Genomic DNA, 25,465 nt, shown 5'->3' with positions numbered 1-25,465 from the left:
CCGCCGCACCCTTCCACGCCACGGCCCCCAGACCCCCGACGTGACGGAGACCCCCATGACCGCCTCCACCCCTCCCGCCGGCCCCGGCCGGTCCGCGAGCCCGGCCGGCCGCGGTCCGCACCCCGGCCCCGTGGCGCGGGGCGCGGACCCGCGCGGCCTCCTCGGCCGGCTCGACGCCTTGCGCGAGACCGATCTGCCCGTGCGCGGCGGCCGCACCATGGCCTACGTCTACGACTCCGGCCTCGACGGCGTCGAGGAGCTCGCCGCCGCCGCGCAGGCGCGGTTCGCCGGGGTCAACGGGCTCGACATGACCGCCTTCCCCAGCGTCGTCACGCTGGAGAACGCCGTCGTGGGCCGCGCCGCCCGGCTGCTCGGCGGCGGCCCGGAGACGGCGGGCACCTTCACCAGCGGGGGCACCGAGAGCTGCCTGCTCGCCGTGCTGACCGCCCGCGAGCACGCCCGGCGCACGCGCGGCGTCACGTCCCCCGAACTCGTCCTGCCCACCACCGTCCACGCGGCCTTCCACAAGGCCGCGGCCCTCTTCGGGCTGCGCACCGTCTCCGTGCCCGTCGACCCGGTGACGTACCGGGCCCGCCCGGAGGACCTCGCGGCGGCGGTCACCCCCGACACCGCCCTGGTCGTCGTCTCGGCGCCGTCCTACGCCCACGGCGTCATCGACCCGGTCGCCGAGGTGGCGGCGGAGGCGGAGCGCCGCGGCGTGCTCTGCCACGTCGACGCCTGCATCGGCGGCTGGTACCTGGGCCATCTGCGCCACGCGGACGGCGTCCCGCACCCGCCGGCCTTCGACCTCTCCGTCCCCGGGGTCACCTCGCTCTCCGTGGACCTGCACAAGTACGGCTATACGGCCAAGGGCGCCTCCGTGCTGCTCTTCCGGGACGCGGAGCTGCGCCGGCACGGCTGGTTCGCGCATGCCTCCTGGCCCGGCTATCCCGTCGTCAACGCCACGCTCCAGGGCACCAAGTCCGCGGGCCCGCTCGCGGCGGCCTGGGCCGTGCTGGAACACATCGGCACCGACGGCTACACCGAGCTCTCCCGCCGCGTGCACGAGGCGACGGCCTCCCTCGCCGCCGGGATCGGCGCCATCGACGGCCTCCGCGTGCTGGCCCGCCCCGAGGCCTCCCTGATCGCGGTGGCCGCCGAGGACCCCGCCCTTCTGGACGTCTTCGTGGTGGCCGACGAGATCCGGGCGGACGGCTGGTACCTCCAGCCGCAGCCCGCCTTCGGCGGCTCCCCGGCCAACCTTCATCTCACCGTCACGGCGGCGGTGGCGGGGGAGGAGACGGTTCACTCGCTGCTGTCCGATCTCGGGAGGGCCGTGGCACGGGCCCGGGCGCTGGGCCCGGCCGCGGTCGATCCGGCTCTGGTGGAGGCGGCGGCCGGGCTCGACCCGGACGCCCTCGGCCCCGAGGAGGTGGAACTGGCCCTCACGCTGGCCGGGATCGGAGCGGACGGCGCCCTTCCGGAGCGGATGGCGCCGGTCCTGGCCGTCCTCCAGGCGCTGCCGCCGCGCCTGACCGAGCGGCTGCTTCCCGAGGTCATCGGACGCCTCTACCACCCGGAACCCGCCGTGCCGCCCGCACGGGAGGCGGAGGGCCCGTCGGGGGAGGGGGGCTGACGGGGGAGGGCCGGCCGACAGGGGGCTGATCGGCGGGGTCAACCGGCGGGAGCTGTCCGGCGGGGGGATCCCGTGGTCAACTCCCGGACACAGTAAGGGTGTTACCGTACGTGATAAGTGTCTCGCCCAGCGCGAGGGCGGGAGCGCGCCGGCTACGGACGGCAGGCCGTGGCGGCGCTCCCGCGGCCCGAGACGGGCCTCGGCGCCGATTCCACAGACCTGCGGCGGCGGCCGACGGGGGCTCCGCGGCGGCCGCCCTCACGACCGCCCTGCTGGTCGTGCGCGACCGCTCGCCCGGGGCGGCGCACAACCGCCGACGCGACCAGCGGACAGCCGGGCGGGCCGCGATGCCGCCGGGAATCCCCGCACCGCGGCGGGGGAGGCCCGCGAAGCGGCCGGGGAACGCCGCAGGGCGGCGAGGTGTGCAAGTACCCCACCGCCCCGGCGGGAGCGTGCTCAAGGACGAACGGTTCCGATCACCGGCGCCGCCCCGTGACCGGGCCCCGGTGACCGGAACCGTCCAAGCGGTCAGGCGTCCTCGTGCTGGACGGCGCGGCGGGCGTCCGCGTCCAGGACGCCCCAGCTGATCAGCTGCTCGGTGAGCACCGAGGGGGACTGGTCGTAGATCACCGCGAGCGTGCGCAGGTCGTCCTGGCGGATCGAGAGGACCTTGCCGTTGTAGTCGCCGCGCTGGCTCTGGATCGTCGCCGCGTACCGCTGGAGCGGGCCGGCCTTCTCCTGGGGCACATGGGCGAGCCGCTCCAGGTCCAGGACCAGTTTCGGCGGCGGCTCGGCGGCGCCTCCGGGCGTGGTGCCCGGCAGGAGCTCCTGCACGGGGACGCCGTAGAAGTCCGCGAGCTCGGCAAGACGCTGCACGGTCACCGCACGGTCGCCCCGCTCGTAGGAGCCGACGACGACGGCCTTCCAGCGGCCCTGGGACTTCTCCTCCACGCCGTGGAGGGAAAGGCCCTGCTGCGTGCGGATGGCGCGAAGCTTGGCTCCGAGCTGTTTGGCGTATTCGCTGGACATATAGCTCCCCGGACGAATTGGTAACTCACTGTGATGTTACGCAGCGTAATTCTGCTTCGTCAAGCGGAGGGGGTCCCACCGGGATCCGGCCCGGACGTGGGGCGCCTCCGCCCGGCCCCGGTACCCCCACCCGTACAGCGTTCCGTACGGTCGGGCGGGCTTCCGCGCTCACCCCCGGCGGCGGGAGCCCGGCCGGGCCCGCGCCGGGGGCCGTTTCCTCCCGCCCCGGGCCGCCGCCCGCCGTGCGCACCCGCCCTGGTATCGTTCACCGGGCACGATCCCCGACGTCCTTTAACATCCGTCCCGTGAGGCGGAGAAGGAGGTCCGTTTCCCATGGACGCATCCTCACCTGCTGAATCCGCCGAGTCCGGCCCGCCGGTCCCGCCCGCCCGCCCCGTGCTGGAGGCCCCGGACATCGCCCGGGTCCTGACCCGCATCGCGCACGAGATCGTCGAACGCGCCAAGGGCGCCGAAGACGTCATACTGCTCGGCATCCCCACCCGCGGAGTCTTCCTCGCCCGCCGCCTCGCGGCCAAGCTGGAGGAGATCACCGGCCGCCCGCAGGCCGCCGGGTCGCTGGACATCACCATGTACCGCGACGACCTGCGGCTCCGCCCGGCCCGCGCGCTCGCCCGCACCGACATCCCCGCCGACGGGATCGACGGGAAGCTGGTCGTCCTCGTCGACGACGTGCTCTTCTCCGGCCGGACGATCCGCGCCGCCCTCGACGCCCTCGGCGACATCGGCCGTCCGCGCGCCGTGCAGCTCGCCGTCCTCGTGGACCGGGGCCACCGCGAGCTGCCGATCCGCGCGGACTACGTCGGCAAGAACCTCCCCACCTCGCTGCGGGAGACGGTCAGGGTCCAGCTCACCGAGGAGGACGGCCGCGACAGCGTGCTCCTCGGCCGGCGCGGGACCGTCCCGCCCGGCGAGCGGTAGCGCCCCGCGCCGCGCCGGGCCCGCGCGCCCGGCACCCCGCACGGCACCGGCCGCACCTGTCCGGGCCCGTCCGCGCCGCCGTACCGGAACCTCCGGGTCCGGTCCCGGCCCGGCCGCGCCGGTACGAGCCGGACGAGCCCGGACGGGCCCCGGCCGCCCTCCCGGCCGTGCCGGGACCGCAGCACCGCGAAGCCCGCACACCGTTCCCGATCCCACTCCCACGGAGCACCGGATGCAGCGCCACCTCACCTCGGCCGCGGATCTCACCCGTGACGACGCCGTCCTCATCCTCGACACCGCCGAGGAGATGGCCCGGGTCGCCGACCGGCCGATCAAGAAGCTCCCCACCCTGCGCGGCCGTACGGTCGTCAACCTCTTCTTCGAGGACTCGACGCGGACCCGGATCTCCTTCGAGGCCGCCGCCAAGCGGCTCTCCGCCGACGTCATCAACTTCTCCGCCAAGGGCTCCTCGGTCTCCAAGGGCGAGTCCCTCAAGGACACCGCGCTCACCCTGGAGGCGATGGGCGCCGACGCCGTCGTCATCCGCCACCACGACTCCGGCGCCCCGCACCGCCTCGCCACCTCCGGCTGGATCGGCGGCTCGGTCGTCAACGCCGGCGACGGCACCCACGAGCACCCCACCCAGGCCCTGCTCGACGCCTTCACCATGCGCCGCCACCTCGCGGGCGCCCCCGACGGCGGCCCGGTGCCCCACGGCGCCCCCGGCGACGGCACGGGCCGCGACCTGGCCGGCCGCCGGATCACCATCGTCGGGGACGTGCTGCACAGCCGCGTCGCCCGTTCCAACGTCCATCTGCTCACCACCCTGGGCGCCGAGGTCACCCTCGTCGCCCCGCCGACGCTGGTGCCGATCGGCGCCGGGAACTGGCCCTGCGAGGTCTCCTACGACCTGGACGCCGTCCTGGCCAAGTCCGACGCCGTGATGATGCTCCGCGTGCAGCGGGAGCGGATGAACGCCGCCTTCTTCCCCACCGAGCGCGAGTACGCCCGCCGCTACGGCCTGAACAGCGACCGGATGGCCCGGATGCCCGGCCACGCCATCGTGATGCACCCCGGCCCGATGAACCGCGGCATGGAGATCACCGCCGAGGTCGCCGACTCCGAGCGGTGCACCGCCGTCGAACAGGTGGCCAACGGCGTCAGCATCCGGATGGCCGTGCTCTACCTGCTGCTCGGCGGTGCCGGACCCGCCGTCACCGGCACCCCCGACACCACCACCCGCACCGAGGAGAACGCCTGACCATGAGCGCCACGAGCGAGCCGAAGAAGACCCTGATCCGCGGTGCGCGCCTCCTCGGCGGCGAGCCGCTGGACGTCCTGATCGACGGCGGCACCGTCGCGGAGACCGGCACCGGCCTGGAGGCCCCCGGCGCCGCCGTCGTGGAGGCCGCGGGGCAGATCCTGCTGCCCGGCCTCGTCGACCTCCACACCCATCTGCGCGAACCCGGCCGCGAGGACTCCGAGACCGTCCTCACCGGCACCCGCGCGGCGGCGGCCGGCGGCTACACCGCCGTGCACGCCATGGCCAACACCTTCCCCGTCGCCGACACCGCCGGTGTCGTCGAGCAGGTCTGGCGGCTCGGCAAGGAGTCCGGCTACTGCGACGTCCAGCCGGTCGGTGCCGTCACCGTCGGCCTGGAGGGCAAGCAGCTCGCCGAACTCGGCGCCATGCACGACTCCGCCGCCGGGGTCCGGATCTTCTCCGACGACGGCAAGTGCGTCGACGACGCCGTGATCATGCGCCGGGCCCTGGAGTACGTGAAGGCGTTCGACGGCGTCATCGCCCAGCACGCCCAGGAGCCCCGGCTCACCGAGGGCGCCCAGATGAACGAGGGCGTCGTCTCCGCCGAACTCGGCCTGGGCGGCTGGCCCGCCGTCGCCGAGGAGTCGGTCATCGCCCGCGACGTGCTGCTCGCCGCGCACGTCGGCTCCCGGCTGCACGTCTGCCACGTCTCCACCGCCGGCTCGGTCGAGATCATCCGCTGGGCCAAGTCCAAGGGCTGGAACGTGACCGCCGAGGTCACCCCGCACCACCTGCTGCTCACCGACGAGCTCGTCCGCTCGTACGACCCCGTCTACAAGGTCAACCCGCCGCTGCGCACCGAGGCCGACGTGATGGCCCTGCGCGCGGCCCTCGCCGACGGCACCATCGACTGCGTCGCCACCGACCACGCCCCGCACCCCCACGAGGACAAGGACTGCGAGTGGGGCGCCGCGGCCATGGGCATGGTCGGCCTGGAGACCGCGCTCTCCGTCGTCCAGCACACGATGGTCGACACCGGCCTGCTCGACTGGGCGGGCGTCGCCGACCGGATGTCCTTCCGCCCGGCCGCCATCGGACGCCTCCGCGGACACGGCCGGCCGGTCGCCCCCGGTGAGCCCGCGAACCTGACCCTGCTCGACCCCGCTTACCGTGGAGTGGTGGACCCCGCGGGCTTCGCCTCCCGCAGCCGCAACACCCCCTACCAGGGCCGTGAGCTGCCGGGACGTGTGACGCACACCTTCCTGCGGGGCCGCGCGACGGTCGTGGACGGAAAGCTGGCGTGACGGTGACAACGGCAACACTCACAACCCTGACGGCGACGGCCCTGGCCGCGCCCCTGACGCCCCTCGCGGACCTCGCCGCGGAGCCGCGGTCCCAGGAGGTCACCGACTGGGCCGACCGGATCGGCTGGGTCGTCGGCCTGCTGCTCTTCGTGGCGCTGCTGTACTGGCTGATGCGCCAGGGCTGGAAGTGGCGCGGAACCCTCCAGTCCGACCTGCCCGAGCCCGCCGCCGTCCCCGAGCAGGGCACGGAGCGGGACACCGGGCAGGGCACGGCGCCGCACGAGCCGCCGCGGCTCACGCTCACCGGCCGCTACCACGGCTCCACGACCGCCGGGCAGTGGCTCGACCGGATCGTCGCCCACGGCCTCGGCACCCGCAGCCGCGCGGAGCTCACCCTCACCGACGCCGGACTCGACGTCGTGCGCCCCGGAGCCCGCGACTTCCGCATCCCGGCCGGGGACCTGCGCGGCGCCCGCCTCGACAAGGGCATCGCCGGCAAGGTCCTCACCGAGAACGGCCTGCTGGTGATCACCTGGGAGCTGGGCGGCAGACTCCTCGACTCCGGCTTCCGCGCCGACCGGGCGGCCGAGCACGCCGCCTGGGTCGAGCGCGTCAACGAACTCTCCGGTGGCCCCATCGACGTAGCCGCCATCCGGCACGACAAGGAAGGCGCAGCATGACGACCTCGTCCCGCGGGGCCAGGACCCCCGCCGTACTCGTCCTGGAGGACGGCCGCAGCTTCCGCGGCCGCGCCTACGGGGCCGTGGGGGAGACCTTCGGCGAGGCGGTGTTCTCCACCGGCATGACCGGCTACCAGGAGACCCTCACCGACCCCTCGTACCACCGCCAGGTCGTCGTGATGACGGCCCCGCACATCGGCAACACCGGCGTCAACGACGAGGACCCGGAGTCGCGGAAGATCTGGGTGGCCGGCTACGTCGTGCGCGACCCCGCCCGCACCCCCTCCAACTGGCGCTCCGTGCGCACCCTCGACGAGGAGCTGTCCGCCCAGGGTGTCGTCGGCATCAGCGGCATCGACACCCGGGCGCTCACCCGCCATCTGCGCGAGCGCGGCGCGATGCGCGTCGGGATCTTCTCCGGCGACGCCATCACCGGCGAGGACGCCATGCTGGAGCGGGTGCGCCAGGCGCCCGCGATGAAGGGCGCCGACCTGAGCGCCGAGGTGGCCACCACCGAGCCGTACGTCGTCCCCGCGATCGGCGAGAAGCGCTTCACCGTTGCCGCCATCGACCTCGGCATCAAGGGCATGACACCGCAGCGCATGGCCGAACGCGGCATAGAGGTACACGTCCTCCCGGCCGACGCCACCCCCGAGGACGTCTACGCCGTCGAACCCGACGGGGTGTTCTTCTCCAACGGCCCCGGCGACCCGGCCGCCGCCGAGGGCCCCGTCACCCTGATGCGGTCCGTCCTGGAGCGGGAGACGCCCCTGTTCGGCATCTGCTTCGGCAACCAGATCCTCGGCCGGGCCCTCGGCTTCGGCACCTTCAAGCTCAAGTACGGCCACCGGGGCATCAACCAGCCCGTCCAGGACCGCACCACCGGCAAGGTCGAGGTGACGGCGCACAACCACGGCTTCGCCGTCGACGCGCCGCTGGACGCCCCGTCCGACACCCCGTACGGCCGCGCCGAGGTCTCCCACGTCTGTCTCAACGACAACGTGGTGGAGGGGCTGCGCCTGCTGGACCGCCCCGCCTTCAGCGTCCAGTACCACCCGGAGGCGGCGGCCGGCCCGCACGACGCCGCCTATCTCTTCGACCGGTTCGTCGAGCTCATGCGCGACAACAAGCACCACACCCCGGAGGGCCAGCGTGCCTAAGCGCACCGACATCCAGTCCGTCCTGGTCATCGGCTCCGGCCCGATCGTCATCGGCCAGGCCGCCGAGTTCGACTACTCCGGCACCCAGGCCTGCCGCGTCCTCAAGTCCGAGGGCCTGCGGGTGATCCTGGTCAACTCCAACCCGGCCACGATCATGACCGACCCGGAGATCGCCGACGCCACGTACGTCGAGCCGATCACCCCCGAGTACGTCGAGAAGATCATCGCCAAGGAGCGCCCGGACGCGCTGCTGCCCACCCTCGGCGGCCAGACCGCGCTCAACACCGCCATCTCCCTGCACGAGTCCGGGGCGCTGGAGAAGCACGGCGTCGAGCTGATCGGCGCCAACGTCGAGGCCATCCACAAGGGCGAGGACCGCGACCAGTTCAAGGACGTGGTCACCGCCGTCAAGGCGAAGATCGGCCATGGCGAGTCCGCCCGCTCGGTGATCTGCCACTCCATGGACGAGATCCTCGCGGGCGTCGAGGAGCTCGGCGGCTACCCGGTGGTCGTCCGCCCCTCCTTCACCATGGGCGGCGCCGGCTCCGGCTTCGCCCACGACGAGGAGGAGCTGCGCCGCATCGCCGGCCAGGGCCTCGCCCTCTCGCCGACCACCGAGGTGCTCCTGGAGGAGTCCATCCTCGGCTGGAAGGAGTACGAGCTGGAGCTGATGCGCGACAAGCACGACAACGTCGTGGTCGTCTGCTCCATCGAGAACTTCGACCCGATGGGCGTCCACACCGGCGACTCCATCACCGTCGCCCCGGCGATGACGCTCACCGACCGCGAGTACCAGATCCTGCGGGACATCGGCATCGCCGTGATCCGCGAGGTCGGCGTCGACACCGGCGGCTGCAACATCCAGTTCGCCGTCAACCCGGAGGACGGCCGGGTCATCGTCATCGAGATGAACCCGCGCGTCTCCCGCTCCTCCGCGCTCGCCTCCAAGGCCACCGGCTTCCCGATCGCCAAGATCGCGGCTCGGCTCGCGGTCGGCTACACCCTGGACGAGATCCCCAACGACATCACCGAGAAGACCCCGGCGTCCTTCGAGCCCACTCTCGACTACGTCGTGGTCAAGGCGCCCCGGTTCGCGTTCGAGAAGTTCCCGGCCGCCGACGCCACCCTCACCACCACCATGAAGTCGGTCGGCGAGGCCATGGCCATCGGCCGCAACTTCACCGAGGCGCTGCAGAAGGCGCTCCGCTCGCTGGAGAAGAAGGGTTCCCAGTTCGACTTCACCGGCGACCCGGCGGCCCTCGGCGACAAGAAGGCGCTGCTGGAGACGGCGGTGAAGCCGACCGACGGCCGGATCAACACCGTCATGGCGGCCATCCGCGCCGGGGCCACCCGCGAGGAGGTCTTCGAGGCGACGAAGATCGACCCCTGGTTCACCGACCAGCTCTTCCTCATCAAGGAGATCGCCGACGACCTCGCCGCCGCGCCGAAGCTGGAGCCGGAACTGCTGGCCGAGGCGAAGCGGCACGGCTTCTCCGACACCCAGATCGCGGGCATCCGGGGGCTGCGCGAGGACGTGGTCCGCGAGGTCCGGCACGCCCTCGGCGTCCGCCCCGTCTACAAGACGGTCGACACCTGCGCCGCCGAATTCGCCGCCCGCACCCCGTACTTCTACTCGTCCTACGACGAGGAGACCGAGGTCGCCCCGCGCGAGAAGCCCGCCGTGATCATCCTCGGCTCCGGGCCCAACCGCATCGGCCAGGGCATCGAGTTCGACTACTCCTGCGTCCACGCCTCCTTCGCGCTGCACGACGCGGGCTACGAGACCGTCATGGTCAACTGCAACCCGGAGACCGTCTCCACCGACTACGACACCTCCGACCGGCTCTACTTCGAGCCGCTCACCCTGGAGGACGTCCTGGAGATCGTCCACGCCGAGCAGCAGGCCGGCCCGGTCGCGGGCGTCGTGGTCCAGCTCGGCGGCCAGACCCCGCTCGGCCTGGCCCAGGCCCTGAAGGACAACGGCGTGCCGATCGTCGGCACCTCGCCCGAGGCGATCAACCTCGCCGAGGAGCGCGGCGCCTTCGGCCGCGTGCTGGAGCAGGCCGGGCTGCCCGCCCCCAAGTACGGCACCGCCTTCTCCTTCGACGAGGCCAAGGCCATCGCGGCGGAGATCGGCTACCCGGTCATGGTCCGCCCCAGCTACGTCCTCGGCGGCCGCGGCATGGAGATCGTCTACGACGAGCCCTCGCTCGCCGGGTACCTGGAGCGGCACGCCGGCCTCATCTCCGAACACCCGGTCCTGGTCGACCGGTTCCTCGACGACGCCATCGAGATCGACGTCGACGCGCTCTACGACGGCGAGGAGCTCTACCTCGGCGGCGTCATGGAGCACATCGAGGAGGCCGGCATCCACTCCGGCGACTCCGCCTGCGCGCTGCCCCCGATCACCCTCGGCGGCTTCGACATCAAGCGGCTGCGGGCCTCGACGGAGGCCATCGCCAAGGGCGTCGGCGTCCGCGGGCTGATCAACATCCAGTTCGCCATGGCCGGGGACATCCTGTACGTCCTCGAGGCCAACCCGCGGGCCTCGCGCACCGTGCCCTTCACCTCGAAGGCCACCGCGGTCCCGCTGGCCAAGGCCGCCGCCCGGATCTCCCTGGGCGCCACCATCGCGGAACTCCGCGCCGAGGGCATGCTCCCGGCGCGCGGCGACGGCGGCACCCTGCCGCTGGACGCGCCGATCTCCGTCAAGGAGGCCGTGCTGCCCTGGAGCCGCTTCCGCGACTCCTCCGGCCGCGGCGTGGACACCGTCCTCGGCCCCGAGATGCGCTCCACCGGCGAGGTCATGGGCATCGACTCGGTCTTCGGCTCGGCCTATGCCAAGTCGCAGGCCGGCGCGTACGGGGCGCTGCCCACCAAGGGCCGCGCCTTCGTCTCCGTCGCCAACCGCGACAAGCGGGCCATGATCTTCCCGGCCCGGGAACTGGTCGGCCTCGGCTTCGAACTGCTCGCCACGTCCGGCACCGCCGAGGTGCTGCGGCGCAACGGCATCAACGCCACCGTCGTCCGCAAGCAGTACCAGGGCGAGGGGCCGCACGGCGAGAAGACCATCGTCCAGCTCATCCACGACGGCGAGGTCGACCTCATCGTCAACACCCCCTACGGCACCGGGGGCCGGCTCGACGGCTACGAGATCCGCACCGCCGCCGTGGCCCGCGGCGTCCCCTGCCTGACCACTGTGCAGGCCCTCGCCGCCGCCGTGCAGGGCATCGAGGCACTGACCCGCGGCGACATCGGGGTCCGCTCGCTGCAGGAACACGCCGAACACCTCATCGCCGCCCGCGAGGAGTGACGCGGCGGAGGGGGACACCGGCGCGGTGTCCCCCTCCGCACGCTCCGGGCGCGCGCTCCCGGCCCACCCGTGCGCGGGCGGGCCACGGCGCCGCCCGCCGGGCGCGAGGGGCTCCCGCGGCCGCGCGCGAGCCCCCGCCCCGCGCGGCCGCGCTTCCGGGCCCCCGCACCGTGCCCGTTCCGCCCCGCGCTGCTCCCCTCCCGCGCCCCCGCTCCGCCCTGCCCGGCGCCGCTTCCGGGCCCGGCCCCCGCCCGCCGCCGCCACCGAGCCCCGCCCGCCGCTCCCACCGGGCCCGCCGCCCGCCGTCCCGTACCGCTCAACTCCCGCAGAAACGGCCCGAGATGTACGCCCTCCTCTTCAACCTCCTCTTCCGGCGCCTGGATCCGGAGCGCGCCCACCACCTGGCCTTCGGCTGGATCCGGCGCGCCGCCCGCGTCCCCGTGCTCCGTACGCTCGTGGCGGGCGTCCTCGCCGCCCGCCGCCCGGAGCTGCGCACCACCGCCTTCGGCCGCGAGATGCCCGGCCCGTTCGGGCTCGCGGCCGGCTTCGACAAGAACGCCACCGGCATCGACGGCCTGGCGATGCTCGGCTTCGACCATGTGGAGATCGGCACCGTCACCGGCGAGCCGCAGCCCGGCAACCCCGCGCCCCGCCTGTTCCGCCTGATGGTGGACCGTGCCCTGATCAACCGGATGGGCTTCAACAACGACGGCTCGGCCGCCGTCGCCGCGCGCCTCGCGGCCCGCGCCGCCGCCCGCCGCGGCCGGCCCGGGGTGACCCTCGGCGTCAACATCGGCAAGACCAAGGTCGTCCCGGAGGATGAGGCGGTCGCCGACTACGTCACGTCCACCGAGCGGCTCGCCGCCCACGCCGACTACCTCGTCGTCAACGTCTCCTCCCCGAACACCCCCGGTCTGCGGAACCTCCAGGCCACCGAGCAGCTCCGCCCCCTGCTCACCGCCGTCCGCGGGGCCGCCGACCGCACGGTCACCGGCCGCCGCGTCCCCCTGCTCGTCAAGATCGCCCCCGATCTGGCGGACGAGGACGTGGACGCCGTCGCCGACCTCGCCGTCGAACTGGGCCTGGACGGCATCATCGCCACCAACACCACCATCGCCCGCGACGGCCTCGGCCTGCGCACCCGCCGGGACCTCGTCGAGGGGATCGGCGCGGGCGGCCTCTCCGGCGCCCCGCTGAAGACCCGCTCCCTGCAGGTGCTGCGCCGGCTGTACGCGCGCGTGGGCGACCGCGTCACGCTCGTCGGCGTCGGCGGTGTGGAGACCGCCGACGACGTCTGGGAGCGCATCCTCGCCGGCGCCACCCTCGTCCAGGGCTACAGCGCCTTCGTGTACCAGGGACCGCTCTGGTGCCGGCGCGTCCACCGCGGCCTCGCCGCCCGCCTGGCCGCCAGCCCGTACGCCACCCTCGCCGATGCCGTCGGCGCCGACACCAGGAAGGCCGCCGCATGAGTTCCCCGGACCAGCCGGACCCCCGCCCGCTCCCGGACCACCACCCGCACCCGGACGACCGCCCCGAGCCCTTCGGCGCCCGGCTGCGCCGCGCCATGGACACCCGCGGGCCGCTCTGCGTCGGCATCGACCCGCACGCCTCGCTCCTCGCCGATTGGGGGCTGGACGACGACGTCGCCGGCCTGGAGCGCTTCACCCGCACCGTGGTCGACGCCCTGGCCGACCGGGTGGCCGTCCTCAAACCGCAGTCCGCCTTCTTCGAGCGGTTCGGCTCCCGCGGCCTCGCCGTGCTGGAGCGGGCCGTCGCCGACGCCCGCTCCGCCGGAGCCCTGGTGCTGATGGACGCCAAGCGCGGCGACATCGGCTCGACCATGGCCGCGTACGCCGACACCTATCTGGCCAAGGGCGGCCCGCTGTTCTCGGACGCGGTGACCGTGAGCCCGTATCTCGGTTTCGGCTCGCTCCGCCCCGCGCTCGACCTGGCGCGGGAGTCCGGCTGCGGCGTGTTCGTCCTGGCGCTGACCTCCAACCCGGAGGGGGCCGAGGTGCAGCGGGCCACCACCGCCGACGGCCGCTCCCTGGCGCAGGTGATGCTCGACCACATGGCCCGCGAGAACGCCGGTGCCGGCGCCCTCGGTTCGGTCGGCGCCGTGGTGGGGGCGACGCTGGGGGAGACCGGGGCCGATCTGGCCATCAACGGGCCCCTCCTCGCGCCCGGCATCGGGGCCCAGGGCGCGACCCCGGCCGACCTCCCCGGCGTCTTCGGGCCATCCGTCTCCAACGTGGTGCCCAGCGTCAGCCGCGGGGTGCTGCGGCACGGTCCGGATCCGGCCGGACTGCGCACGGCGGCGGCGCGGCTGGCCGACGAGGTGCGCGCGGCCGTAAGCCCTGCGTAAGCCCGGTTCGGGGCCCGGCGGGGCCGGGTGCCCCGCTTCGTTGAACAATCCTGGCCGAAAGTGGGGGTTTTATGTCTGGATTGTCCACATCAACAGAGTCTGACCAGGACTTTTCGCCTGTTCTCGCTGACTCCGACGGCCGGGAGCGCTAGTCTCCGTCGGGAGCGCTCGCATCAACGCGTCGCTCATCGCCCCGTGTCAAGCGGGGTGGCCAGTGTGAGATCCATCCGTATCCGACAGTTCGACATCCGAGGTGACGCAGGCGTGGCTCTTCCGCCCCTTACCCCTGAACAGCGCGCAGCCGCGCTCGAAAAGGCCGCCGCGGCTCGCCGGGAGCGCGCCGAGGTCAAGAATCGGCTCAAGCACTCCGGTGCCTCCCTGCACGACGTCATCAAGCAGGGCCAGGAGAACGACGTCATCGGCAAGATGAAGGTCTCCGCGCTTCTGGAATCCCTGCCCGGCGTCGGCAAGGTCCGGGCCAAGCAGATCATGGAGCGGCTCGGCATCTCCGAGAGCCGCCGGGTCCGCGGTCTCGGCTCCAACCAGATCGCCTCCCTGGAGAGGGAGTTCGGCGGCACGCACGCCTGAGGCCCTCCGGGGCTGACGCCCGGGGTTCTCCGGCACTCCCGGGAAGCTGGATAATCACCGCATGAGTGAAGCAGTCTCCCGGGGGGCGACCCGCCGCCCGCGACTGACCGTGCTCTCCGGCCCCTCCGGGGTCGGCAAGAGCACGGTCGTCGCCCATATGCGCACCGTTCACCCCGAGGTCTGGCTCTCGGTCTCCGCCACCACCCGCTCCCCGCGCCCCGGTGAGCGGGACGGAGTGCAGTACCACTTCGTGCGGGACGACGAGTTCGACAAGCTGGTGGCCAACGGCGAGCTGCTGGAGTGGGCCGAGTTCGCGGGCAACCGCTACGGCACCCCCCGGCGCGCCGTCCTCGACCGCCTGGAGGCGGGCGAGCCGGTCCTCCTGGAGATCGACCTCCAGGGCGCCCGTCAGGTGCGCGAGGCCATGCCCGAGGCCCAGTTGGTCTTCCTGGCGCCGCCGAGCTGGGACGAGCTCGTCCGCCGCCTGACGGGCCGCGGCACCGAGCCGCCCGAGGTCATCGAGCGCCGGCTGGACGCGGCCAGGGTCGAACTCGCCGCCGAGGAGGAGTTCGACACCACCCTCGTCAACACCTCCGTCGAGGACGTCGCGCGTGAGCTGCTAGCCTTGATGCAGGTAGATTGATCCATTCCATCCTTTTCACCGTTACCGGCGGCTCCTCCCCGGTAATCACCGGCACTTCGGAAGGCAGAGCGTGTCCTCTTCCATCACCGCGCCCGAGGGCATCATCAACCCGCCGATCGACGAGCTCCTCGAGGCCACGGACTCCAAGTACAGCCTCGTGATCTACGCCGCCAAGCGCGCGCGCCAGATCAACGCGTACTACTCCCAGCTCGGTGAGGGGCTCCTCGAGTACGTCGGCCCGCTGGTGGACACCCACGTCCACGAGAAGCCGCTGTCGATCGCGCTGCGGGAGATCAACGCCGGGCTGCTGACCTCCGAGGCCGTCGACGGCCCGGTCACCAAGCAGTGAGCGGCAGGCGGTAAGGCGCCGAACGGCGTTGCCCGACCGGGCCCGGCAGAGCGTCTGCCGGGCCCGTGGTGTGTCATGGACCCGTGCGGGCGGGCCCGCGCCCGGTTGAACGGCGCACGGGCACGGGAGCGCGCGGCAGGACGAGCGCGAGAGGCGAGGTGGACGGTGGAGCCGGTGGAGCCGAAGGCACCGAACGGGACGGCGGCGGGAGCGGGGGCCGGGCGGCCGAGGGTCGTCCTCGGGGTGAGCGGCGGCATCGCCGCGTACAAGGCGTGCGAGCTGCTGCGCCGCCTCACCGAGTCGGGCCACGACGTGCGCGTCGTACCGACCGCCTCCGCCCTGAACTTCGTGGGCGAGGCCACCTGGTCCGCGCTGTCCGGCCATCCGGTCTCCGCCGAGGTGTGGGAGAGCGTCCACGAGGTGCCGCACGTCCGCATCGGCCAGGCGGCCGACCTCGTGGTCGTCGCGCCCGCCACCGCCGACACCCTCGCCCGCGCGGCCCACGGCCTCGCCGACGACCTGCTGACCAACACCCTGCTCACGGCCCGCTGCCCGGTGGTCTTCGCCCCCGCCATGCACACCGAGATGTGGGAGCACCCCGCCACGCGGGAGAACGTGGCGACGCTGCGCCGCCGCGGCGCCGTCGTCATCGAGCCCGCCGTCGGCCGGCTCACCGGCGCGGACACCGGCAAGGGACGGCTCCCCGACCCCGGCGAGATCTTCGAGGTCTGCCGCCGGGTGCTGGCGCGCGGCGCGGACGCCGCCGTCCGCGACCTCGCCGGCCGCCATGTCGTCGTCAGCGCCGGCGGCACCCGGGAACCGCTGGACCCGGTCCGCTTCCTCGGCAACCGCTCCTCCGGCAAGCAGGGGTACGCCCTGGCCCGTACCGCCGTGGCGCGCGGCGCGCGGGTCACCCTCGTCGCCGCCCATACGCACCTGCCCGACCCGGCGGGCGCCGATGTCGTCCCGGTCGGCACGGCCGTACAGCTGCGCGAGGCGGTCCTGAAGGCGGCCGCCGGCGCGGACGCCGTCGTCATGGCCGCCGCCGTCGCCGACTTCCGGCCCGGCCGGTACGCCGAGGGAAAGATCAAGAAGAAGGACGGGGAGGAGCCGGAGCCCGTCACCCTGGTCCGCAACCCCGACGTCCTCGCCGAGATCTCGGCGGACCGGGCCCGGCCGGGCCAGATCGTGGTCGGCTTCGCCGCCGAGACCGACGACGTGCTGGCCAACGGCCGCGCCAAGCTCGCCCGCAAGGGCTGCGACCTGCTCGTCGTCAACGAGGTGGGGGAGGGCAGGACCTTCGGCTCGGAGGAGAACGAGGCCGTCATCCTGGGGGCCGACGGCACGGAGACCCCGGTGCCGTACGGGCCCAAGGAGGCCCTCGCCGACACCGTGTGGGACCTGGTGGCGCGGCGGCTGGCCTGAGGCCGGCCGCCGGCGGCCGCGCGCCGCGCCGGCCGGTGCGCCGGGATGTCCCCGGCGGCGAAACGCCGTGACCCGCGGAACCGTTCCGGCCTGCCGGAATGCTCGACTCCCGCTGGTGCGGCGCCGGTGCCGCAGGTCACAAGGCTCCCAAGGATCGAGACGCCGTGTCCGCGACCGGGCCGCTCCGGATAAACTGCCTGCGGAACCGTGCGGCCGCAGCCTCGAAACGGTTCCGCCAAGATTCAGCCAGCAGCCGCTGCAACCCCAGGGAGCGATGTGTCCCGCCGCCTGTTCACCTCCGAGTCCGTCACCGAGGGCCACCCAGACAAGATCGCTGACCAGATCAGCGACTCCATCCTCGACGCCCTCCTCACGGAGGACCCGGCCTCCCGCGTCGCCGTCGAGACCCTGATCACCACCGGTCTGGTCCATGTGGCCGGCGAGGTGACCACGAAGGCGTACGCGGACATCGCGACGCTCGTGCGCAGCAAGATCCTCGAGATCGGCTACGACTCCTCGAAGAAGGGCTTCGACGGCGCCTCCTGCGGCGTGTCGGTCTCCATCGGCTCGCAGTCCCCCGACATCGCCCAGGGCGTGGACACCGCGTACGAGCAGCGCGTCGGGGGCGCCTCCCAGCGGGACGCGGACGACGAGCTGGACCGGCAGGGCGCGGGCGACCAGGGCCTGATGTTCGGCTACGCCTGCGACGAGACCCCCGAGCTGATGCCGCTGCCGATCAACCTGGCGCACCGGCTCTCCCGCCGGCTGTCCGAGGTGCGCAAGAACGGGACCATCCCCTACCTCCGCCCCGACGGCAAGACCCAGGTCACCATCGAGTACGACGGCGACAAGGCCGTCCGCCTCGACACGGTCGTGGTCTCCTCCCAGCACGCCTCGGACATCGACCTGGACAGCCTGCTGGCCCCCGACATCCGCGAGTTCGTGGTGGAGCACGTCCTCTCCGAGCTGATCGAGGACGGCATCAAGCTCGACACCGCCAACTACCGGCTGCTGGTGAACCCCACCGGCCGGTTCGAGATCGGCGGGCCGATGGGCGACGCCGGCCTCACCGGACGCAAGATCATCATCGACACCTACGGCGGCATGGCCCGGCACGGCGGCGGCGCCTTCTCCGGCAAGGACCCGTCGAAGGTGGACCGCTCGGCGGCGTACGCCATGCGCTGGGTCGCCAAGAACGTCGTCGCGGCCGGGCTCGCCACCCGCTGCGAGGTCCAGGTCGCCTACGCCATCGGCAAGGCCGAGCCGGTCGGCCTCTTCGTGGAGACCTTCGGCACCGCCACCGTCGACGTGGAGAAGATCGAGCAGGCCATCGGCGAGGTCTTCGACCTCCGCCCGGCCGCGATCATCCGCGACCTCGACCTGCTCCGCCCGATCTACGCCCGGACCGCCGCCTACGGCCACTTCGGCCGTGAGCTCCCGGAGTTCACCTGGGAGCGCACCGACCGCGTCGAGGCGCTCCGCAAGGCCGCCGGGGTCTGACGCGACGGACCCCCGCGTTTCCCGGCCGTGGCCCGGACCCCTGCCGAGGGGTACCGGGCCACGGCCGTGTCCGGCCGCTCCGCGCTCCGCCCGCCGGCGTCCGGGGCGGAGCGGGGCATGTCGGTGCTCTCTGGTAGGACTGGGGTGGTGAGCAGCGAGAACCGGCGGCCGGGCGGGGAACCGGCGCACCAGCCCCCGGTGGCGCACCGCCCCCCGGCGGCCGAGGCGTCCGGGGGCGAACAGCTCGCGCTGATCCGGGAGACGGTGCGGACGGCCAAGGTCCCCCGGGCCAAGCCGCGCACCTGGCGCGGTGCCGCGCTCGCGGAGACGGACCCGGTGGCCCGGGTCCTCGTGGACAAGGGCCTCGTCCACCTCGACCGCTACTTCGACTACGCCGTCCCGGCGGCCATGGACGCCGAGGCCCGCCCCGGCGTCCGGGTGCGCGTCCGGTTCGGGGCGGGGGAGCGGGACGGCCGCCGCGAGGGCGGCGGGCTGATCAACGGCTTCATCGTGGAGCGCCGCCCCGACAGCGACTACCAGGGCACGCTGGCCCCGATCGCGCAGGTCCTCTCACCCGAGCCCGTCCTCTCCCCGGAACTGCTGGCGTTCTGCCGCGCGGTGGCCGACCGGTACGCCGGCGCCCTGGCCGACGTCGTCCAGCTCGCGGTGCCGCGCCGGATGGCCCGCGCCGAGAAGAAGGAGTCGCCGCCGGCCCCACCCCCGCCGCCCGGGCCGGAGCCCGGCGGCTGGGCACGGTACGCCGGTGGCCCCGGCTATCTGAGCGCCCTGTCCTCCGGCGGCACGCCCCGCGCCGTGTGGACCGCGCTGCCCGGCCCCGAGTGGCCCGGGGAGCTGGCCCGGGCCGTGGCGGCCACACTCGCCGGCGGCCGCGGCGCGCTCGCCGTCCTGCCCGACGGGCGCAGCGCCGCCCGCGTGGACGCCGCGCTGACCGCGCTGCTCGGCCCGGGTCACCATGTGCTGCTCACCGCCGACGCCGGCCCCGAGGCGCGCTACCGCCGCTGGCTCGCCGTCTCCCGGGGCGCCGTCCGGGCCGTGATCGGCACCCGCGCCGCGATGTTCGCCCCCGTACGGCAGCTGGGCCTGGCCGCGATCTGGGACGACGGCGACTCCAGCCACAGCGACGAGCACGCCCCGTACCCGCACGCCCGCGAGGTCCTGATGCTGCGGGCGGCGCACGAGGGAGCCGGCTTCCTGCTGGGCGCCCACGGCCGCACGGTCGAGGCCGCGCAGCTCGTCGAGACCGGCTGGGCGCACCCGCTGGCCGCCGACCGCGAGACGGTCCGCGTCACCGCTCCCCGGGTGCGCACCATCGGCGACGGCGAGGAGGCACGGGACCTGGCGGCGCGGGCCGCGCGGCTGCCGAGCCTGGCCTGGCGCACGGTCCGCGACGCGCTCCAGCGGGGGCCGGTGCTGATCCAGGTGCCCCGCCGCGGCTATGTGCCCCGGCTGGCCTGCGAACGCTGCCGCACGCCCGCGCGCTGCGCGCACTGCTCGGGGCCGCTGGAGGCGGTGGGTCCGGCCGAGGCGCTGTGCTGCGGCTGGTGCGGACGGGAGGCGCCGGGGTGGCACTGCCCGGAGTGCGGCGGGGCCCGGCTGCGCGGCCAGGTGTTCGGCGCCCGCCGCACGGCCGAGGAGCTGGGCCGGGCCTTCCCCGCGGTGCCGGTGCGCACCTCCGGCCGCGACCACGTGCTGGACACCGTGCCGGACGCGCCCGCGCTTGTCGTCAGCACCCCCGGCGCGGAACCGGTCGCCGAGGGCGGCTACGCGGCGGCGCTGCTTCTCGACGGCTGGGCGATGCTCGGCCGGCCCGATCTGCGCGCGGGCGAGGAGACGCTGCGCCGCTGGCTGGGCGCGGCCGCGCTGGTGCGCCCGGAGCCCGCCGGGGGGACGGTCGTGGTGGTCGCGGAGCCGGCGCTGCGTCCGGTGCAGGCGCTGGTGCGCTGGGATCCCGCCGGGCACGCCGCCCGGGAGTTGGCGGAGCGGGCGGAGTTGGGTTTTCCGCCGGTCTCCCGGATGGCGGCCGTGGCGGGCCCGCCGGAGGCGGTCGCCGGCTTCCTGGAGACGGTCCGGCTGCCCGCCGGGGCCGAGGTGCTCGGCCCCGTGCCGATGCATGTTCCCGGACCCGGCGGCGCCCGGCCCGGAGGGCCGCCGCCGGGCGAGCAGTGGGACCGGGCGCTGATCCGGGTGCGGCCCGGCAGCGGTGCCGCGCTGGCGGCGGCGCTGAAGGCCGCCCAGGCGGCCCGCCTCACCCGCCGCGAGGGGCCGCCGGTACGGATCCGCATCGACCCGCCGGACCTCGGCTGAGGCGCCGAAGGGCGCGGGGTGCCGTTCGCGGGGCGGGAGTTGACGCCCGCGAGGGACGTGGCGGAGCGGCCGGCCGCGGGCCCCGGGAGAGGCCGGGGCCCGGAGAGCCGGCCGTTCAGCCGTTGCGGGGAGCCGGCAGGCCGTGCGGGCGGGAAGCGTCGGACAGGCCTGGGCGGGGGGAGTCGGGCAGGCCGTGCGGGCGGGAGGCCTCCGGCAGCGGGGGAACGGATGGCCGGCCGGTGAGGGAACGGGCGGCGGGGACCACCGGCTGCGCGGACGGTGACTGCCGCTCCGAGGTGGCCGGCTCCGGGCCCGGCCCGGCCGTCGCCGTGGCGGTCGCCGTCGTGGCCGTCATCGCACCGGCGGCGGTGGCGGTCGCCTCGGCCTCGGCGGCGCTGCGCGCCGCGGCCCGCCGGGAGCCGCCGTAACGCCGGTGCACGGCCTGTTTGGTGACCCCGAGGGCCGAGCCCACCGCGTCCCAGGAGAAGCCCAGTGAGCGGTCGAAGTCGACGGCGGCCGTGACCAGGGTCTCGACGCTGTCCCGCAGCTCCTGTGCCAGCCGGACCGTCGGCGCCGGCGCCCGCCCGTACACGATGAAGCCCGCCGCGGACGGGCCGCTGCGGCGGGGGCGGTAGACGGTGCCGAGCTGAGCCGTGAGCGTGCGCAGGGCATCCGCCTGTCTGCGCACCCGCTCGATGTCCCGCACCAGCAGGTGCAGGCTGGCCCGGGCCTGGGTGTCGTGCGTGGAGTGGTCGGCCATCAACAAGCCTCTCGAAACCGGCGTTGCGGGGGATGGGCCCCCGCGGGGGCCCCATGGCTGGTCAATCTCCCGTGACCAACGCCCGACGGGCCCCGCTGGTCACGGTGTCGGGGGCACGGGCCGGTGCGGAGGGGCGCGGGCCCGCGCGTACGCCCCCGGGTCCGGCCCTCACGGGCTGCCCCGCCTCGGCGGCGGAGCGGTGGAGCGGCGCGCGGCGCCGGATGCCGGGACGCCTCCCACGTCCTTCGGGCAGTGGGGGAACGTCGCGGGGCGGAGGGGCGTCCGCACACCGGATGCCCGCGGAGGTTCCGGCAACGCCGCGTGGGCGTCCCGGGCCGGAGGCCCGGGGGAGTGCCGTGGCCGGCGCCGGGCGCCCGCCGGGTGTGCCGGGACAGCCCTTAGACTGGTGCGCCCCGTCCCCGGCCCCGACCGCGCGGGGCGCCGTCCCGGTCCCGTACCCGGTGTCCGGGGCGCTCGGGCCCGGGAACCGACCGACCCGAGAGGCAGTGCACCCCCCGATGAAGCTGGTCTTCGCCGGCACCCCCGAGGTCGCCGTCCCCGCTCTGGACGCCCTGATCGCCTCGGAACGGCATGAGGTCGCCGCCGTCGTCACGCGGCCCGACGCACCCGCCGGCCGCGGCCGGAAGCTCGTCGCCTGCCCGGTGGCGCAGCGGGCGGAGGAGGCCGGCATCGAGGTGCTGAAGCCGGCCCGTCCCCGGGACGAGGACTTCCTCGCCCGGCTGCGGGAGATCGCCCCCGACTGCTGCCCCGTCGTCGCGTACGGCGCGCTGCTGCCCAAGGCCGCCCTCGGCATCCCGGCGCACGGCTGGGTGAATCTGCACTTCTCGCTGCTGCCGGCCTGGCGGGGCGCCGCCCCGGTGCAGCACGCGGTGCTCGCCGGCGACGAGATGACGGGCGCCTCCACCTTCCGGATCGAGGAAGGGCTGGACACCGGCCCCGTGTACGGGGTGATCACCGAGGAGATCAAGCCCACCGACACCAGCGGGGATCTGCTGACCCGTCTCGCCCTCGCGGGCGCCGGCCTGCTGGCCGCGACGATGGACGGCATCGAGGACGGCTCGCTCCGGCCCGTGCCGCAGCCGGCCGAGGGCATCAGCATCGCGCCCAAGCTCACCGTCGAGGACGCGAAGATCGACTGGTCGGCGCCCGCCCTCCGGGTGGACCGCGTCGTGCGGGGCTGCTCGCCCGCGCCCGGGGCGTGGACGCTCTTCCGCGGCGAGCGGCTGAAGGTCATGTCGGTGGGCCTGCTCCTGGAGCGGACGGACCTGGCGCCCGGCGCCCTGTCCGCGGCGAAGAACGCGGTGTACGCCGGAACGGGTTCGCACGCCGTCGAACTGCTGTGGGTGCAGGCGCAGGGCAAGAAGCCGATGCGGGGCGCCGACTGGGCCCGCGGCGTCCGCATCGGCCCGGAGGACCGGCTCGGCGCCTGACGCGGCTCTGTGCCGGACGGGGCCCGGCGCCTGAACGAGCCCCGTGCTCCGCGCTCGACCGGGCCCGGGCCCGATGCGGCCCGGTGGCGAGCCCGGCCGGTGCCCGGCGGGTCGGGCGCCGCGCCGGGCACCTCCCAGTCATCAAGTTTGACTAAGCGCGATCGGGGGCAGTACAGTCCCTGCGATTAGTCAAGCTTGACTAATCGCTGGAGCAAGCGACCAGAGGAGCAGGATGACGGAGCAGCAGCAGGCAGTCCCCGAGTCCGGAGCCGCGTTCACCCCCGGTGAGGAGGACCGCCGGGCGCTGGACGAGTGGTTCGCGCGGTACGAAGCCCACAGTGCCCGGGGGGAGGTCGAGGCGATGGCCGACATGGCGGTCTTCCCGCTCAACGTCGTCACCGATGACGCGGCCGGCAACGGCTCGGCCGAGCAGTGGGACCGCGAGCGCTTCACTGCCACGATGAGCGGGGTCCTGGGGGATGCGGGCGGCGGCGAGGAGATGAGCTTCCAGTCGGTGCGCACCCCGCACTTCCTGACCCCCTCGCTCGTCGTCGTCCACAGCGAGTCCGTGATCACGGCGGGCGGGTACACCCGGAACCTGCGGTACGCCGACATCCTGGTGAAGCGGAACGGGGAATGGGCGTTCCAGACCATGATCCAGGGCGGTTGGGGCGACACGGGCGCGGACGGCGGGGCGTCGTAGTCTGGAGGGATCGTCCTCGTAACCCGCGGAGCACCTTTCCCTGTGAGCACCGACCAGTCCCGTCGCCGCCGTCCCGGCAAGCCGTACCGCCGTCCCCGCAAGGACCCCGTCCGCATCCTCGCCTACGAGGCACTGCGGGCGGTCGACGAGCGGGACGCCTACGCCAACCTCGTCCTGCCGCCCCTGCTCCGCAAGGCACGCGAGGAGGACGGCTTCGACGGCCGCGACGCCGCGCTCGCCACCGAGCTGGTCTACGGGACCCTGCGCCGGCAGGGCACGTATGACGCGGTCATCGCGGCCTGTGTGGACCGGCCGCTGCGCGAGGTGGACCCGCCCGTCCTGGATGTGCTCTCCCTCGGGGCGCACCAGTTGCTCGGGACCCGGATCCCCAGCCACGCGGCGGTGAGCGCCACCGTGGAGCTGGCCCGGGTGGTGCTCGGCGACGGGCGGGCGAAGTTCGTCAACGCCGTGCTGCGGAAGATCGCGGCCGACGATCTCGACGGCTGGCTGGAGCGGGTGGCGCCGGACTACGACGAGGACCCGGAGGAGCACCTCGCCGTCGTCCACTCCCATCCGCGGTGGATCGTCTCCGCGCTGTGGGACTCGCTCGGCGGCGGCCGGGCCGGCATCGAGGATCTGCTGGAGGCCGACAACGAGCGGCCCGAGGTGACCCTCGTCGCCCGCCCCGGCCGGTCGACCGCCGGTGAACTGCTGGACGCGGCGGGGGAGGAGTCGGCGCTGCCCGGCCGCTGGTCCCCGTACGCGGTGCGGTTGTCCGAGGGCGGCGAGCCCGGGGCGCTGGAGCCGGTCCGCGAGGGCCGGGCCGGCGTCCAGGATGAGGGCAGCCAGCTCGTCGCCCTCGCCGTGGCGGGCGCCCCGCTGGAGGGGGAGGACAGCCGCTGGCTCGACGGCTGCGCCGGCCCCGGCGGCAAGGCCGCGCTGCTCGCCGCCCTGGCGGCGCAGCGGGGGGCGTCCCTCCTCGCCTCGGAGAAGCAGCCGCACCGGGCCCGGCTCGTGGCGCGGGCGCTGGCCGGCAACCCCGGCCCGTACCAGGTGATCGCCGCGGACGGTACCCGGCCGCCGTGGCGGCCCGGCAGCTTCGACCGGGTGCTCGTCGACGTGCCCTGCACCGGGCTCGGCGCGCTGCGCCGCCGTCCCGAGGCCCGCTGGCGGCGCCGCCCCTCCGACCTGGACGGTTTCGCTCCGCTGCAGCGCGGACTGCTGCGGGAGGCGCTGCACGCGGTCCGGGTCGGCGGGGTCGTCGGCTACGCCACCTGCTCACCGCACCTCGCCGAGACCCGCGCCGTCGTCGACGACGTGCTGAAGGGCCGCGGCGGGCCGGCGCCGGAGGCCGAACTCCTCGACGCGCGGCCGCTGATGCCCGGCGTCCCGGCCCTGGGCGACGGCCCCGACGTCCAGCTCTGGCCCCATCTGCACGGCACCGACGCGATGTACCTGGCCCTGCTGCGCCGTACGTCCTGAACGGCCCGGAGGTCCCAGTGGCGTCCAGGAATGTATGCCCCGTCCTCCTTCCGCTCGGCCGCCCAACGTATGCGCGTATCGCGATGTTTCCCGGTTGATTGACACGTACATGCGATAGAGTGCGGCGGCTCCTGGCTGTCTAGGCGGAAGAGAGTTTCGTGAAGAAGGCGCCCTTATGTCTCATGGTGGTGGCGTGCACTCTCATGGCCGTCTCGTGCGGGGGAAGCGACACGCCCGTTGACACGTCCCGCCTGACGGACCGGGAAAAGGAATGGGTCGAGTTCTCCTACACCCACGAGAAGAACAACGAGATCAAACGGACGTGGGAACAGCTGAACGCCGAGGACGTCAAGTCCTACCTTGCCGACCAGCGTCCCCGCCTGTGCGGCGACACGGCAACCCTGATGGACGGCCTGAAGGAAGCGGGCTACACGGCGGACGAGATGCAGGAGTACAAGGACAAGAGCGAAGAACTCATCTGCTCGCCGCTGTAGAGCAGGCGGACCAGTAAGGCGTTCCGCGGGCATGCGGGCGGAACACGCGGACGGA

The 25,465-nt window shown here is 74.2% G+C and carries 21 protein-coding genes; 19 read left to right on the top strand and 2 right to left on the bottom strand.

The window, feature by feature from the left end:
- Window positions 1-55 precede the first annotated feature (55 nt).
- Window positions 56-1,636 (top strand): pyridoxal phosphate-dependent decarboxylase family protein, encoded by a 1,581-nt coding sequence (locus IF83_RS0100350; RefSeq protein ID WP_078843078.1) that lies wholly within the window; start codon window positions 56-58, stop codon window positions 1,634-1,636.
- Window positions 1,637-2,164: 528 nt separating this feature from the next.
- On the opposite strand, the gene bldD is transcribed toward IF83_RS0100350, so the two are convergent.
- Complete coding sequence (gene bldD, locus IF83_RS0100345; protein WP_019708725.1) at window positions 2,165-2,665, bottom strand: transcriptional regulator BldD; 501 nt, start codon at window positions 2,663-2,665, stop codon at window positions 2,165-2,167.
- Window positions 2,666-2,998: 333 nt separating this feature from the next.
- On the opposite strand from bldD, the gene pyrR reads away from it, so the two are divergent.
- From pyrR to IF83_RS0100275, 14 genes are all read left to right on the top strand, one after another.
- Window positions 2,999-3,604 carry a bifunctional pyr operon transcriptional regulator/uracil phosphoribosyltransferase PyrR gene (pyrR, locus tag IF83_RS0100340; RefSeq protein ID WP_030541938.1) on the top strand — a complete coding sequence of 202 codons (606 nt, stop codon included), beginning with the start codon at window positions 2,999-3,001 and terminating at the stop codon, window positions 3,602-3,604.
- 232 nt (window positions 3,605-3,836) lie between these two features.
- On the top strand, window positions 3,837-4,865 hold the full coding sequence (locus IF83_RS0100335) for an aspartate carbamoyltransferase catalytic subunit (RefSeq protein WP_030541937.1): 1,029 nt from the start codon (window positions 3,837-3,839) through the stop codon (window positions 4,863-4,865).
- A 2-nt stretch (window positions 4,866-4,867) separates the two neighbouring features.
- Window positions 4,868-6,172 (top strand): dihydroorotase, encoded by a 1,305-nt coding sequence (locus IF83_RS0100330; protein WP_030541936.1) that lies wholly within the window; start codon window positions 4,868-4,870, stop codon window positions 6,170-6,172.
- A gap of 53 nt (window positions 6,173-6,225) precedes the next feature.
- Entirely contained in the window at window positions 6,226-6,852 is a 627-nt protein-coding gene (locus IF83_RS0100325) for a PH-like domain-containing protein (protein WP_037678205.1), read from the top strand.
- Window positions 6,849-8,012: a glutamine-hydrolyzing carbamoyl-phosphate synthase small subunit gene (gene carA, locus IF83_RS0100320; protein ID WP_030541934.1), complete on the top strand. Its 1,164-nt coding sequence runs from the start codon at window positions 6,849-6,851 to the stop codon at window positions 8,010-8,012. Before IF83_RS0100325 ends, carA begins: the two co-directional genes overlap by 4 nt.
- Entirely contained in the window at window positions 8,005-11,325 is a 3,321-nt protein-coding gene (gene carB, locus IF83_RS0100315; RefSeq protein ID WP_030541933.1) for a carbamoyl-phosphate synthase large subunit, read from the top strand. The genes carA and carB overlap by 8 nt, the downstream gene beginning before the upstream one ends.
- Before the next feature lie 341 nt (window positions 11,326-11,666).
- Entirely contained in the window at window positions 11,667-12,794 is a 1,128-nt protein-coding gene (locus IF83_RS0100310; RefSeq protein WP_030541932.1) for a quinone-dependent dihydroorotate dehydrogenase, read from the top strand.
- 95 nt (window positions 12,795-12,889) lie between these two features.
- Window positions 12,890-13,690 (top strand): orotidine-5'-phosphate decarboxylase, encoded by an 801-nt coding sequence (gene pyrF, locus IF83_RS0100305; protein ID WP_051722360.1) that lies wholly within the window; start codon window positions 12,890-12,892, stop codon window positions 13,688-13,690.
- Between the two features lie 264 nt (window positions 13,691-13,954).
- On the top strand, window positions 13,955-14,278 hold the full coding sequence (locus IF83_RS0100300; protein ID WP_030541930.1) for an integration host factor: 324 nt from the start codon (window positions 13,955-13,957) through the stop codon (window positions 14,276-14,278).
- 61 nt (window positions 14,279-14,339) lie between these two features.
- Window positions 14,340-14,921: a guanylate kinase gene (gene gmk / locus IF83_RS0100295; protein WP_030541929.1), complete on the top strand. Its 582-nt coding sequence runs from the start codon at window positions 14,340-14,342 to the stop codon at window positions 14,919-14,921.
- Window positions 14,922-14,991: 70 nt separating this feature from the next.
- On the top strand, window positions 14,992-15,270 hold the full coding sequence (gene rpoZ, locus IF83_RS0100290) for a DNA-directed RNA polymerase subunit omega (protein WP_030541928.1): 279 nt from the start codon (window positions 14,992-14,994) through the stop codon (window positions 15,268-15,270).
- A 174-nt stretch (window positions 15,271-15,444) separates the two neighbouring features.
- Window positions 15,445-16,695: a bifunctional phosphopantothenoylcysteine decarboxylase/phosphopantothenate--cysteine ligase CoaBC gene (gene coaBC / locus IF83_RS0100285; protein WP_051722359.1), complete on the top strand. Its 1,251-nt coding sequence runs from the start codon at window positions 15,445-15,447 to the stop codon at window positions 16,693-16,695.
- Window positions 16,696-16,971: 276 nt separating this feature from the next.
- Entirely contained in the window at window positions 16,972-18,195 is a 1,224-nt protein-coding gene (gene metK, locus IF83_RS0100280; RefSeq protein ID WP_030541926.1) for a methionine adenosyltransferase, read from the top strand.
- A gap of 147 nt (window positions 18,196-18,342) precedes the next feature.
- Complete coding sequence (locus IF83_RS0100275) at window positions 18,343-20,520, top strand: primosomal protein N' (RefSeq protein WP_244176727.1); 2,178 nt, start codon at window positions 18,343-18,345, stop codon at window positions 20,518-20,520.
- 115 nt (window positions 20,521-20,635) lie between these two features.
- On the opposite strand, the gene IF83_RS31460 is transcribed toward IF83_RS0100275, so the two are convergent.
- Entirely contained in the window at window positions 20,636-21,280 is a 645-nt protein-coding gene (locus IF83_RS31460; protein ID WP_078843034.1) for a hypothetical protein, read from the bottom strand.
- Between the two features lie 518 nt (window positions 21,281-21,798).
- Here IF83_RS31460 and fmt point away from each other — a divergent pair.
- From fmt to IF83_RS0100250, 4 genes are all read left to right on the top strand, one after another.
- Entirely contained in the window at window positions 21,799-22,731 is a 933-nt protein-coding gene (gene fmt / locus IF83_RS0100265; RefSeq protein WP_030541923.1) for a methionyl-tRNA formyltransferase, read from the top strand.
- A 232-nt stretch (window positions 22,732-22,963) separates the two neighbouring features.
- Window positions 22,964-23,434, top strand: coding sequence for a hypothetical protein (locus tag IF83_RS0100260; RefSeq protein ID WP_030541922.1), 471 nt, complete (start codon window positions 22,964-22,966; stop codon window positions 23,432-23,434).
- A gap of 42 nt (window positions 23,435-23,476) precedes the next feature.
- Window positions 23,477-24,916, top strand: a complete 1,440-nt coding sequence (locus IF83_RS0100255) for an RsmB/NOP family class I SAM-dependent RNA methyltransferase (RefSeq protein ID WP_030541921.1) — start codon at window positions 23,477-23,479, stop codon at window positions 24,914-24,916.
- Between the two features lie 203 nt (window positions 24,917-25,119).
- Window positions 25,120-25,410 carry a hypothetical protein gene (locus IF83_RS0100250; RefSeq protein WP_158710958.1) on the top strand — a complete coding sequence of 97 codons (291 nt, stop codon included), beginning with the start codon at window positions 25,120-25,122 and terminating at the stop codon, window positions 25,408-25,410.
- Window positions 25,411-25,465: the final 55 nt, after the last annotated feature.

It is taken from the genome of Streptomyces albus subsp. albus (assembly GCF_000719865.1).
In the GTDB taxonomy this organism is placed as follows: domain Bacteria; phylum Actinomycetota; class Actinomycetes; order Streptomycetales; family Streptomycetaceae; genus Streptomyces; species Streptomyces albus_E.
This window is presented reverse-complemented; position numbering and strand designations above follow the sequence as displayed.